Raw genomic sequence first — 12,151 nt, forward strand, 5'->3', positions numbered from 1 at the left:
CATGAAAACAGGGTTCAGACCGAAACCAGGTCGAGTGTGATGTGCGGGGCGAGCGCGTGCAGGAAGTCGGGAGCGTCGAAGATCTCGCCGGCGGAGGCGACGCCGACGGTCTTGGTACGGCCGGTCAGGACGCGCTCGAGGGCCTCCGTGACAAGGGGCGCGGTGACGGCGTAGATGTCCTGGCCGCCGGCCGTGGCCCGGCGTTCGGCTCCGCCGAGGCGGACGACGACGTCGACGAGGAAGGTCTGGTCCGAGCGCCCGCTCTCGTCGGTGGCGGTCGGGGCCGGTGTGTGGGGGGCGGTGACGTCCCGGGCCGCCTCGGCGGTCATGTAGGTGGTCACGTCGGGGATGGAGAGGTGCTGGGGGACGGTCACGACGTCCGCCATCGTGAACTCCCCGATCACCGGCCGGCGTCCCATCGGTTCCGGGAAGGTCCATTCCAGGAGGGGCGCGGCGTCGGTGCGGTGTTCCCACTGTCCGCCGCTGTAGCGCAGACGGTGGGCGCCGCGTCGCTCGCGGGACACGGCGCCCGAGAGGCGGGTACCGGCGGTGGGGTGCCAGTTGCTGAGCGCGTAGGCGATGTGTGCCTCGTCGGCCTCGGTCCAGTCGCCCATCGCCGCGGTGGCCAGCAGGTCGCCGAGGCCGCCGAAGAAGGCCATGGCCGGGACGATGACCGCTCCCGCCTCCCGGGCCCGTTCGCGGTAGTAGGCGAAGGTGTCGAGGTTGGCCTCGAGTTCGGCGGCCACGTCCAGGTAGGGGATCTTCGCGCGGAGCGCTGCCTCGATCACGGGGCCGACGGTCGACGCGAAGGGGCCGGCGCAGTTGATGACCGCCGCCGTTCCCGCCAGGGCCCGGTCCAGCGACGCCGGGTCGTCGGCCGACGCCACCCGGGCCTCAAGGCCGTACTCGTGGGCCAGCTCCTCCAGCGGCTGAGCGTTGCGCCCGGACAGCACCGGGACGAACCCACGCGCGGCCAGTTCCGCGACCACGAACCGCCCGGTGTGACCGTATGCGCCGAACACCGTCACCAGCTGACCTGACCCCATGAGACTGCTCCCCGTGTACTCGAACGCCCGCTGCGAGGTCCATCCGCTGCGGCCTGACACCCACATCCTGTCCCTCCGGCAGCACTCCCCGAGAGTGTCGGAAACGACATGCCGCGTACAGTTTCGGACATGCCCGCTGTCGCGCTGGCCGTCACCGACGGCATGCTCCACTACGAACTGTCCGTGGCCCTCGAGGTCTTCGGAGCCGACCTCACCCATGTCGTGGACCCCTGGTACGACTTCTCCCTCTGCGGGAGCGGTCCGGTGCACATCGGCCGCTTCCGCCTGGAACCCGACCACGGACTCGACCACCTCGCGCACGCGGACACAGTGATCGTCCCCGGCTGGGCCGACACCGACCGCGACCCGCCCGTCGAGCTGGTCGATGCGGTGCGTGCCGCCCACGCGGCCGGTGCCCGCGTGGCCTCACTGTGCACGGGCGCCTTCGTCCTGGGCGCGGCAGGACTGCTCGACGGCAGGCGCGCCACCACGCACTGGGCCCACACGCGGGAACTGGCCCGGCGCCACCCGGCGACCACCGTCGATCCGGACGTCCTCTACGTCGACAACGGCGACGTCCTCACCTCCGCGGGGAAAGCCGCCGCCATGGACCTGTGCCTGCACCTGGTCCGCCTCGACCACGGATCGGCCAACGCCAACAAGATCGCCCGACGCCTGGTCATCCCGCCCCACCGGGACGGCGGCCAGGCCCAGTTCATCGCCACCCCCCTCCCGGCCGAAGGCAACCACCCCCTGGGCGAGCTCTTCCCCTGGGTGCTGGAGCGGCTGGACCAGCCGCTGACCGTGGAGGACCTGGCCCGCCAGGCCCGCATGAGCTCACGCCACCTCGGCCGTCATTTCAAGCACCTCACCGGCACCACGCCGCTGCAGTGGCTCCACACCCAGCGCATTCGCCATGCCCAGGAACTGCTGGAGACCACCGACGCCACGGTGGACACCATCGCGGCGGCCACCGGCATGGGCACCGCAACCACCTTGCGCCGCCACTTCCACCGCAGCGTCGGCGTCCCGCCCGACACCTACCGCCGCACCTTCCGTCCCTGATCAGGAGGTGTGAGTGGTGGTCCACAACGATGGACTGACGGAGTCAGCCTGTGGAGTCATTTCTCGACCAGTGACATGTGGTGCTCGTTGTAGCGGTCTCCCCGCACCCCGACCCGACCGGCCAGTTCGTTGAGGTCCGCCAGTTCGTCGGCGGAAAGCGGCAGTTGGGTGGCGCCGATGTTCTCCTCGATACGCGTGATGCGCCGGGTTCCGGGAATCGGGACGATCGACGGGTGCCGTGCGAGCAGCCAGGCGAGCGCGACCTGTCCCGGTGTGGCGTCCTTGGTCTGCGCGAGCGCTGAGATGTGCTCGACGAGAGCCTGGTTCGCCGCCCGGTTCTCGGCCGTGAACCGTGGAATCGTCGTGCGGACGTCGTTGTCCGCGAAGGACGTCGACGCGTCCACCGCCCCGGTCAGGAACCCCTTGCCGAGCGGGCTGAAGGGCACGAACCCGATCCCGAGCGCCGCGCACGTCGGCAGGACCTGCGGCTCCGGATCCCGGGTCCACAGCGAGTACTCGCTCTGCACTGCCGTCACCGGGTGGACCGAGTGGGCGCGGCGGATGGTCTCCGCGCCGGCCTCCGAGAGCCCGAAGGAGCGGACCTTGCCCTCCCGCACGAGCTCGCCCACGGTGCCGGCGACGTCTTCGATCGGCACCTCCGGGTCTACGCGGTGCTGGTAGAACAGGTCGATCCTCTCCACCCCGAGCCGTTCGAGGGAGGCGGTGGCGACGGCACGGATCTGCTCTGGCCGGCTGTCGAGTCCGACGGAGGCACCGTTCTCGATGCGGAATCCGAACTTCGTGGCGATCACCACTTGGTCACGGACCGGAGCCAGGGCCTCGCCGACGAGCTGCTCGTTGACGTAGGGGCCGTACACCTCAGCGGTGTCGAAGAACGTGACCCCGCGTTCGACGGCCCCACGGAGCACGGCGATCATGTCGTTCCGGTCACCGGGGTTCGGGCCGTAGCTCTGGGACATACCCATGGCACCGAGGCCGACGGCGGATACCCGGAGGTCTCGCCCGAGCGTTCGCGTGTGCATTCTTCCTCCTTGTCGATGCCGATACCGGTCGGTGTCCACCGCCCCGGGCGGCTGTCGTTCACCGCGTCGTCCCTGGGAACAGGCGCTGGGCGTTGGCCGTCGTCAGGGACCGCCACGTGGTCCCGTCCACCGGTGACTCGACCGCGTCGATCGCCGCTATGTGGGCGTCGGCCAGTGGGGGAGGGGTCCAGCAGTAGTCGCTGCCGAACAGCACGCGGTCCGGGTCGACGAGCTGCAGCAGCGCCGGGGTCTGGCGGGGGAAGGCTGTGCCCGCCATGTCGTAATACAGGCCTCGTAGTTGCTGGACCGCGTCCTGGGCGGGCGCCTTGTCCGAGGGCAGGAACAGTCTCATGAACTCGTTCATGCGGTCGGCCAGGACGGGCAGCGCGCCACCGCAGTGCGGAACGATCACCTGGATGCCGGGATGACGCGTCAGGACGCCCGCCATCACCATGTCCGTGACGGTGCGGGCCGTGTCGAAGATGTACTCGACCATCGGGCGCGGTCTGCCGAGTCCTGACTGCTCCCAGCACACCGGTGAGGTGGGGTGCAGGAAGACCACGGCCTGCCGGCGGTCGAGTTCCGCGAAGACCGGGTCGAGGCGCCGGTCGCCCAGGTACGCACCGTGGGTGTGCGTGAGCAGGGCCACGCCGTCGGCGTCGAGTTCGTCGAAGGCGAATCCGATCTCCTCCAACGAGCCGTCCACGTCCGGCAGGGGCAGCGACGCGAAGTTGCCGAAGCGGCCGGGGCGGTCTCGGGTCAGTTCGGCGGTGTACTCGTTGACCTGCCGGGCGAGGAGACGGGCCGCCTTGTCGTCACCGAAGTGCACGCCGGGGGACGACATGGACAGCATCGCGGTCTCGATGCCGTTGCGGTCCATCAGGTCCAGGTGCGCTTCCACGGACCACGAGGGCCAGCCGGCCATGCCGTCGGGCTGGGCGTGGCCCGCCGCGGTCGCCTGCTGGACGTAGAAGTCGGGCAGGAGGTGGGCGTGGACGTCGATGAGTGGGGAGGGCATGCAGGGTGATCCCTTCTCGTGGGGCTTGTGCCGGGGCCGAGTGTCGGGTTCCGCTCACTCCACCTGCTCACGTCCGGCCAGCCGCACCTCTTCGTAGTCCAGGGCGGCCTGGAGGCGCCGCAGCACCGTGTCGTCGATGTCGCGTTCGTCGCGGAGGCGGACGATGGTCGCCCGCTTGTGGGCGACGAGAGCCAGGCCGAGATCCGTGTAGTGCCGGTTGTGGAGCAGCGCGGGATCGTCGTCGTCACCCGCGCCTTTCGCCCGCGCCGCCGCCAGGCGAGCCTCGTACTCCTGGCGCAGCCATTCGGTGACCCGTGCGTCGGCGCCCTGTTCGGCAGCGAGCCGCGGCAGTGCCTTGATGGCTTCCTCGGTTGCCATGGTCTCGGCGAGGATGTGCTCCTCGTCGACGGACGTGTCGCGCGGCAGCCGGGCCCAGCGCACCACGCGCGGCAGCAGAAGCCCTTGCACCACGAGTGTCACCACGATGACACCGGAGGTCACGAAGACGATGAAGGCGCGGTCCGGGAAGGGCTCACCCGAGTCGAGGGCCTTCGGTACGGAGAGTGCTACGGCGAGCGACACGGCACCCCGGAAGCCCGCGAACCCGCTGACGACGCGGGCCCGGTGACTGATCCTCCGAAGCCGCTGCTGCGGACGACGGTCGATCAGGCGGATCAGGTAGGCGGAGCAGAACAGGAACGCGAACCGGACCGCGACCAGCACCACGCCGACCACGCCGATGGCGATCAGGGCGTCCTGGAGGTCGGCCCGGCTCAAGTGGCGTAGAGCGTATTGCAGCTCCACTCCCACCAGGACGAACAGCGTGCCGTTGATGATGAACGTGGCCAGCGGCCAGAACGCCAGCGCCTGCCGGCGATGCTCGGCCCGGATGAGGCTGGGAGCCACCTGGGCCATGATCAGCCCACTCACGACGACTGCGAGGACTCCCGAGGCATGGATCAGCTCGGCGAGCAGATACGCCGTGAACGGGGCCAGGATCATGACGGTGTTGCCGAGCAGGGGATCGTCCAGGCGGCGTCGCAGGTTCATGTTGATCCAGGCGACCAGCACGCCGATCGCGGCCCCGCCGCCGTAGGCAAGAAGGAACAGTCCGCCGACGTGCGGCAGGGTGAGATGTTCCTCGCCGACGGTCAGACCGACCGCCAGGCCGAAGATGACCAGCGCGGTGCCGTCGTTGACGAGGCTCTCGGCGCGCAGCACGGTGACCTGACGACGCGGCAGGGCACCGGCCAGGGCGCCGACCGCGGTGGCGTCGGTGGGAGCCACGGCCGCGCCCAGCACCCACGCCGGTCCCCACGGCAGTCCCAGCGCATGGCCGGCGACCGCCACCGCCCCCGCGGTGAGGATCACGAGGACCGTGCTGAGCAGGACGATGCCGCGCAGGTTCGAACGGATCTCCCGCATCGACGTGGTCAGGCTCTCCCAGTACAGCAGCACGGGAAGGAAGAGCAACAGCACTACTTCCGGCGGCAGTTGGGTCTGGCGGACAGCCGGGACGATCCCGAGGAGAGCGCCCACGACGAGCAGCGTGACGGGCGGCGCGAGGCCGAAGCGCCGCCCGAGAACGTTGCCCGCCAGCACGGCCGCGCCGAGGGCGACGACGAGTTCTAGACCGAGCATGGCGCTTGCTCCCGTGACGTGCGGGCTGTCGGTGGGAGCTCAACGGGCTTCACGAGGAGTGTTCTGCTCATTGGGGGACCAGCCGCAGTGTCGTCGAGCGGGCGGCGACCATGGGGTCGACGTACGCGCCGCCGAAGCGGTCGTACTTGGTGCGGTAGGCGGTGTCGATGCGATCGTTGACCTGTGAGTCCGCCACCTCGACGAAGGTGACGCGCTTGTCGACGCCGCCGGAGCGGATGTGCCCCTCGTGGCTTGTACGGGCCGTGCGCCACCAGGCACCGTCGGTGCCCCGGAAGGAGCGGACGTACAGGTCGTCACCGTCGCGGACGACCCAGATCGGCACCGGCCCCCGCAGGGTGCCGTCACGGCGGAGCGGCGCCATCTCCAACTCGTCGGCGCCGGCTATGCGGTTGAGCTCGTCGCTGGTCCATGTCGTCATCGGTGCTGCTCCAGTCTCCTTGATTCGGTGAGAGCGGGAAGAAGGTGTGGGGCCGGAACGCCTGGGCTCACGGGGGAGTGGTGGTGAGCGGCTCACCGAGGTGGGTACGCGTGATGCCGAGCGAGTCCTCGAAGACGCGATCGCCTCGCTGGTCATGGCCGTCGGTCAGTTCTGCTCGGCTGGGATGCGTGGGCTCGACTGCCGCTCGGCGACGGCGGCGGTGGTGGACGCGGCTGCCCCTGCGCTCACCACCACCGGGCCTCACGTCAAGGACGCAGCAGCGCCTTGATGGCGCGGCGCTCGTCCATGGCCTTGTAGCCTTCGGCGACCTCGTCCAGGGGCAGGGTGAGGTCGAAGACCTTGCCCGGGTTGATACGGCCGCTGACGACGCGCTCGATGAGGTCGGGAAGGTAGGCCCGCACGGGGGCGGGACCACCACGCAGCCCGACGTGGGAGAAGAAGAGTTCCTGGCCGTCGATCCGCACGTCGTGCGGCATGCCGACGAAGCCGACGTTGCCGCCGGGGCGGGTGGACAGCAGGGCCTGGTGCATCGACTCCTGGGTGCCTACGCACTCCAGGACCGAGTCGGCGCCGATGCCGTTCGTCAGTTCCTTGACGCGCGCGACGCCTTCCTCGCCGCGCTCGGTGACGATGTCGGTGGCACCGAACTCCAGGGCCAGCTTCTGCCGGGGCTCGTGCCGGCTCATGGCGATGATGCGCTCGGCGCCCAGCTCCTTCGCCGCGATGACGCCGGACAGGCCCACTGCGCCGTCGCCGACGACCACCGCTGTCGCACCGGGCTTGACCTCGGCCGCGCTGGCGGCGTACCAGCCGGTGCCCATGACGTCGGACAGGGTCAGCAGACTCGGGATCAGTTCCTCGGCGGGCTGCTCCGGGGTGGCGACCAGCGTGCCGTCGGCGAGGGGGATGCGGACGTACTCGGCCTGGCAGCCGTTGGGGAAGTCGCGGTGCAGGCAGCTGGTCTGGTAGCCGGCCCGGCAGTTCGGGCAGGTGTTGTCGGAGGCGATGAAGGAGCCGATGACGAACTGGCCGGGCCTGACGGTCGAGACGTCACTGCCGACCTCCTCGACGATGCCGACGTACTCGTGGCCGATCGGCTGCGGCTCGGTGACCGGGTTGATGCCCCGGTAGCTCCACAGGTCGGAGCCGCACACACACGTGGCGACGGTGCGGATGACCGCGTCCGTGGGCGCCACGATCTTCGGCTCGGGGGCGTTCTCCACCCGGATGTCACCAGGCGCGTGAATAAAGGTTGCTCGCATGACGCTGTCTCAGCTCTTGTCGGGTCTGCCGTGGGGTGCAGGGACGGGTGTGGGTGCTCAGGGGCGGGAGCCCAACTGGTCGGACTGGTCGGCCTTGTCCACGATCTCCTTGAGCTGGTTCATCGCGGTCATGGCGTTGGGCCAGCCGGCGTAGAAGGCCAGATGGGTGAGTGCCTCGATCAGCTCGTCCTTGGTCACGCCGTTCTCCAGCGCCTTGCCGAGGTGGAAGCCGAGCTGGTCGGTGCGGTACAGGGAGGCGAGAGCGATGACGGTGACCAGGCTGCGGTCGCGCGGGGACAGATCCGGCCGCTCCCAGATGTCCCCGAACAGGACCGTGTCGGTGACCTCCGCGAGCTTGGGGGCGAATTCCTGGATCGCGGGCGGCGCGAACTTCTTCCGTTCGGGCATGGGGGGTGCTCCTTGCGTGTGTTCGGTATGTCAGGCCGCCGGGTATTCGGCCGACGGCGCGTTCACCGTGGGAAAGACTCAGAAATAGGTGGGCGTCCGGGTGACGTACGGCTTTTCGAGGGAGCGGATCTCCTCGTCGGTGAGCTCGATGTCGAGCGCGGCGACCGCGTCGGCGAGATGGCGCGGCTTGGTGGCGCCCACGATGGGTGCGTCGACGACCGCGTTCTTCAGCACCCAGGCCATCGCGACCGTCGCCATGGAAATCCCTCGCTCCTCAGCGATCCTCTGCACGGCGTCGACGATCGCCTTGTCGCTGTCGAGATAGAGCGGGCGACCCCGCTGGTCGACCTCGGCGTTGGTCTCCGCGCGGTGTGTCGATCGTTCGCCCCAGGGCTTGGCGACGCGTCCCGCCGCGAGCGGGCTCCACGGGATGCTGCCGACGCCCTGGTCGGCGAGCAGCCCGAACATCTCCTGCTCCTCCTCGCGGTACAGCAGGCTGTACTGGTCCTGCATGGACACGAACCGGGTCCAGCCGTTCTCCTTCGCGGTCTGCTGCATCTTGGCGAACTGCCACGCCCACATGGAGGAGGCCCCGATGTAGCGGGCCTTGCCCGCCTTGACGACGTCGTGAAGGGCCTCCATCGTCTCCTCGACCGGGGTCTCCGGGTCGAAGCGGTGGATCTGGTAGAGATCGACGTAGTCGGTGCCGAGGCGGGCGAGGGAGGCGTCGATCTGCTCCAGGATCGCCTTGCGGGACAGTCCCCCGCCGCCGGGACCGGGGTGCATCGGGAAGTACACCTTCGTCGCCAGGACGATGTCCTCGCGCCGGGTGTACTTGTGCAGTGCGCGACCGACGATCTCCTCGGAGCTGCCGACGCCATAGATGTTGGCCGTGTCCCAGAAGGTGATGCCGAGTTCGACCGCCTGCCGGAACAGTGGTGCGGCGCCGTCCTCGTCGAGGGTCCACGGCAGCATCTCCGAAGGGATGCCGAAGCTCATGCAGCCCAGGGTGATCCTGCTGACCTTGAGACCAGAGGACCCGAGGCGTGTGTAGTCCATCGCTGCTCTTACTCTTCCGTTGCTGGTCACGATCTCTTTGCGGTGTCGCGGAGGCGCACGACGGAGACGTGTCCGCGGGGCGACGAAGCCGGACGCGGTACGACGTGGTGCTGCTACCGGATCGGCACCGGCTTGTCGTCGGCGGCGTCCGCACCTGGTTCCGTACGGCCGCCGGATAGGCCTCCTGCTACCGGCGCGGCCACCCGGTGATCTTCGGGTCCGTGTCCAGGCCGGTGGCGAGCCCGCCGAGACCGGCGCCAGGGAAGCGGCGGGCAACGCGGGAGCGCGGGGAACGCCCATGCCGAGCAACGGCTCGCTTTTCTCGCCTCCTCCGTCAGCGCCCGGAACCACGGAATGTCAGTGACATTGGGGAAGCGCCCCCCACACCAGAGGCTGGAGCCCCGCCACCTCGGTGAACGCTCTCCGCGGGCGGGTCCCTGGTCGCCGACCTCGTCGTCGACCCTGCCACCATTGCGCGAACCCGCAAAGGGGAGAATTCCACCCCGGGGAAGACTTATCCAGGGAAGGATCCTTACCCCCCTCGCGGGGACTGATCTGGGAGAGAACTCTCCCCCTCACTCTTCCTTTCGCCGAGCACAACTCAGCCGTGAGGAGGTCGCTCGGCTCGCGGGCATCAGCACCGATCGCTACACGCGGTTGGAGCACGGGCGGGTCCTCCCGTCGACGTCGGTGCTCGCCACACTCGTCCGTGTCCTGCACCTCGACGACCGACGAGTGCGCGCAGCGCCGTCGGCCGACGTAGAGGGCTCAGCCGCAGCTCAGACGTCTCTGGGCGAGCTGACGGCGACCCCCGCGCTCGTCGTGGGCCGCTATGCGGAAATCCTGGCCTGGAACGCTCCGGCAGCCGCTCTCCTCACCGACTTCGACCGGGTCCCGGAGAAGAAGCGCAACTACGTCCGGCTGCTCTTCACCGATCCAGGCTTCCGGAAGATCTACCGCGACTGGAGGGCGATCGCCGGCAGTTGCGGCGCCCAACTGCGCGTGGACGCCGCCAAGTGCCCCGGCGGCGACCCCGAGTTGGCCGCCCTTGTCGGCGAATTGTCGGTGGCGGACGCGGACTTCCGTCGGTGGTCGGCCGGGCGACAGGTGACCGGCCGGCGGATGGGCACCAAGAGACTGCGCCATCCGGTGGAGGGCGACCTCACACTCGACTGGGACAGCCTGATCTGCACAGCCGACCCGGCACAGCAATGGGTGATCTGGACCGCCGAGCCCGGAAGTCCGTCCCATGACGGACTGTGCTTCCTCGCGTCGTGGGCCGCCGACCCGTACGAGCCGGTACCGGGTGCGACAGCCTGATCGGAACGAGGCCGTCGGCTGCCGCCAGGATGAACGGCTGGGAACCGAGCAGGAACGTCAGCCGCGTCCGCGATCAGCCCACGGTGTCGGGCGCCGTTCGCTTCTGGTCCGCGGCCCAGGATGCCAGGAGGCGCAGTCCGTCGTGGGACGGGGAACCGGGTGCGGCGGTCCACACGATGATGTGCTGCTCGGGGTCGGTGGCACAGGTGAGCGTGTCCCAGTCGAGCGTCAGCTCCCCGACCACCGGGTGACAGAGCTTCTTGGTGCCCTTGCCGCGCGCCGCGACGTCATGTTCGTTCCACCACTGCCGGAACTGGGCGTCGCGGGCCGAGAGCTCGTCGACCAGGGCGGCGAGGTGTCGGTCGTCGGGGTAGCGCGCGCTCTCCATGCGCAGCTGCACGATGGCCAGACGGGTGACCTCTTCCCAGTCCACGTACAGCTCACGCATCCAGGGCTCGGTGATCAGCAACCGGACGAACACGCGCTCCTGCTCGGGGATGCGCCCGAAGTCGGTCCACAGCGCGCCGGCGAGTTCGTTCCAGGCCAGGATGTCGGTCCGTCGGCCGATGACGAAGGCGGGAGTGGCGGTGAGGTTGTCCAGCATGCGCCGCAGCTGGGTGTCCACCTGCTGGCGATCGCCCGCCGTGACCGGGCCTGCCGTCGCCTTCGCCGCGAGCTGGAACAGGTACGTCCGCTGGTCCTCGTTCAGGCGGAGCACCTGGGCGATCTCGTTCAGGAGGGGAGCCGACGCCTGGAGACGGCCCTGCTCGATGCGCGCGTAGTACTCGGTGCTGATCGCCGCGAGAAGGGCCACCTCCTCGCGGCGCAGTCCGTGCACACGCCGCCGTTGTCCGCCGCGGAGTCCGACCTCGGAGGGGCTGAGGTCGGCACGGCGGGCCTTGAGGAACTCACCCAGCTCGTTCAGATGCGGGTCGCGGTTCATGATCTCCAGCCTCGCACAGAAGCCCGGCTTTGTGTGGGGGCGGGACCCTCCCTGCGTTGCCTCGGCCGGCGCACGAAAATCGTACGGGTTCGACCTGTACGGCGGCGCACACAGGAGTCGGCGGTCCGGTACGCATTTCGAGCGCGTACCGGACCGCCGCAAGAACACACGGCTGCGGCGTCAGCTCAGTGCCTTGAGGACCTCCTGGGCCAGCGGAGTCGCCGAGCCCGGGTTCTGGCCGGTGTACAGGGTGCGGTCGATCTCGATGTGCGGGGCGAACGGTTCGGTCTCGCGGTAGTCCGCTCCGAGTTCGCCGACGAGGCGGTCCTGCAGCAGCCACTTGGCGCGGTCCGCGAGACCGTTCTGCTTCTCCTCGGCGTTGGACAGGCCCGTCAGGCGGTAGCCGGTGAACGGGGACGTCCCGTCGGGACCGATGGTGGCCAGCAGGGCCGCGGGGCCGTGGCACACCAGCGACACCGGTTTGCCCGAGGCGAGCCACTCGGTGAGCAGCTTCCCGGACTCGGCGTCGTCGGGCAGGTCCTCCATCGGGCCCCAGCCGCCGGGGTAGAAGACGGCCGCGTAGTCCTCGATACGCACGTCCTCGATCCGCAACGGCTGGGCCAGCTCGGTCGCCTCACGCAGCGCGGTCCGCATCCGCTCCGCGCCCTCCTCCCCGCCGTTGAAGTCCGGGCTGAGGCTGAGCGCGTCCGCCGTGGGCGGCACACCGCCGGGTGTCGCCGCCACGATCTCGTATCCGGCCTCCTTGAAGACCGCGTACGGGCCGAGGGCTTCCTCGGCCCAGAAGCCGGCCGGCTGCCGCGTTCCGTCGGCCAGCGTCCAGTGGTCGGACGCGGTGATCACGAAGAGGATCTTCGCCATTGAGGGG

12 protein-coding genes are annotated in these 12,151 nt (G+C 69.5%); 2 read left to right on the forward strand and 10 right to left on the reverse strand.

Going from position 1 to position 12,151, the window contains the following annotated elements; all coding sequences use genetic code 11:
* Nucleotides 1–14: 14 nt before the first annotated feature.
* Entirely contained in the window at nucleotides 15–1,046 is a 1,032-nt protein-coding gene (locus BFN33_RS12135) for a trans-acting enoyl reductase family protein (protein ID WP_176742370.1), read from the reverse strand.
* A gap of 129 nt (nucleotides 1,047–1,175) precedes the next feature.
* On the opposite strand from BFN33_RS12135, the gene BFN33_RS12140 reads away from it, so the two are divergent.
* Complete coding sequence (locus BFN33_RS12140; RefSeq protein WP_069759959.1) at nucleotides 1,176–2,111, forward strand: helix-turn-helix domain-containing protein; 936 nt, start codon at nucleotides 1,176–1,178, stop codon at nucleotides 2,109–2,111.
* Between the two features lie 56 nt (nucleotides 2,112–2,167).
* On the opposite strand, the gene BFN33_RS12145 is transcribed toward BFN33_RS12140, so the two are convergent.
* The 7 genes from BFN33_RS12145 to BFN33_RS12180 form a co-directional block, all read right to left on the reverse strand.
* Nucleotides 2,168–3,154, reverse strand: coding sequence for an aldo/keto reductase (locus BFN33_RS12145; RefSeq protein ID WP_069759960.1), 987 nt, complete (start codon nucleotides 3,152–3,154; stop codon nucleotides 2,168–2,170).
* Nucleotides 3,155–3,212: 58 nt separating this feature from the next.
* On the reverse strand, nucleotides 3,213–4,172 hold the full coding sequence (locus BFN33_RS12150; protein ID WP_069759961.1) for an amidohydrolase family protein: 960 nt from the start codon (nucleotides 4,170–4,172) through the stop codon (nucleotides 3,213–3,215).
* A gap of 54 nt (nucleotides 4,173–4,226) precedes the next feature.
* Nucleotides 4,227–5,813 carry a Na+/H+ antiporter gene (locus BFN33_RS12155; RefSeq protein WP_069759962.1) on the reverse strand — a complete coding sequence of 529 codons (1,587 nt, stop codon included), beginning with the start codon at nucleotides 5,811–5,813 and terminating at the stop codon, nucleotides 4,227–4,229.
* Between the two features lie 67 nt (nucleotides 5,814–5,880).
* The gene (locus BFN33_RS12160) at nucleotides 5,881–6,252 is read right to left on the reverse strand and encodes a DUF2255 family protein (RefSeq protein WP_069759963.1); all 372 of its coding nucleotides are present in this window, start codon (nucleotides 6,250–6,252) and stop codon (nucleotides 5,881–5,883) included.
* A 266-nt stretch (nucleotides 6,253–6,518) separates the two neighbouring features.
* Nucleotides 6,519–7,535, reverse strand: coding sequence for a zinc-dependent alcohol dehydrogenase family protein (locus BFN33_RS12170; RefSeq protein WP_069759965.1), 1,017 nt, complete (start codon nucleotides 7,533–7,535; stop codon nucleotides 6,519–6,521).
* Nucleotides 7,536–7,592: 57 nt separating this feature from the next.
* The gene (locus BFN33_RS12175; protein ID WP_069759966.1) at nucleotides 7,593–7,943 is read right to left on the reverse strand and encodes a carboxymuconolactone decarboxylase family protein; all 351 of its coding nucleotides are present in this window, start codon (nucleotides 7,941–7,943) and stop codon (nucleotides 7,593–7,595) included.
* Between the two features lie 78 nt (nucleotides 7,944–8,021).
* Complete coding sequence (locus BFN33_RS12180; protein WP_069759967.1) at nucleotides 8,022–9,002, reverse strand: aldo/keto reductase; 981 nt, start codon at nucleotides 9,000–9,002, stop codon at nucleotides 8,022–8,024.
* Between the two features lie 633 nt (nucleotides 9,003–9,635).
* Here BFN33_RS12180 and BFN33_RS12185 point away from each other — a divergent pair.
* Nucleotides 9,636–10,322: a transcriptional regulator gene (locus BFN33_RS12185; protein ID WP_370743280.1), complete on the forward strand. Its 687-nt coding sequence runs from the start codon at nucleotides 9,636–9,638 to the stop codon at nucleotides 10,320–10,322.
* 73 nt (nucleotides 10,323–10,395) lie between these two features.
* Here the strand turns inward: BFN33_RS12185 and BFN33_RS12190 are convergent, their stop codons facing one another.
* Together BFN33_RS12190 and BFN33_RS12195 are read right to left on the reverse strand one after the other, a co-directional pair.
* Nucleotides 10,396–11,265 (reverse strand): helix-turn-helix domain-containing protein, encoded by an 870-nt coding sequence (locus tag BFN33_RS12190; protein ID WP_069759968.1) that lies wholly within the window; start codon nucleotides 11,263–11,265, stop codon nucleotides 10,396–10,398.
* A 180-nt stretch (nucleotides 11,266–11,445) separates the two neighbouring features.
* Nucleotides 11,446–12,144, reverse strand: a complete 699-nt coding sequence (locus tag BFN33_RS12195) for a type 1 glutamine amidotransferase domain-containing protein (protein ID WP_069759969.1) — start codon at nucleotides 12,142–12,144, stop codon at nucleotides 11,446–11,448.
* Nucleotides 12,145–12,151 lie beyond the last annotated feature (7 nt).

The sequence above is a fragment of the Streptomyces sp. LUP47B genome (assembly GCF_001746295.1).
In the GTDB taxonomy this organism is placed as follows: Bacteria; Actinomycetota; Actinomycetes; order Streptomycetales; family Streptomycetaceae; genus Streptomyces.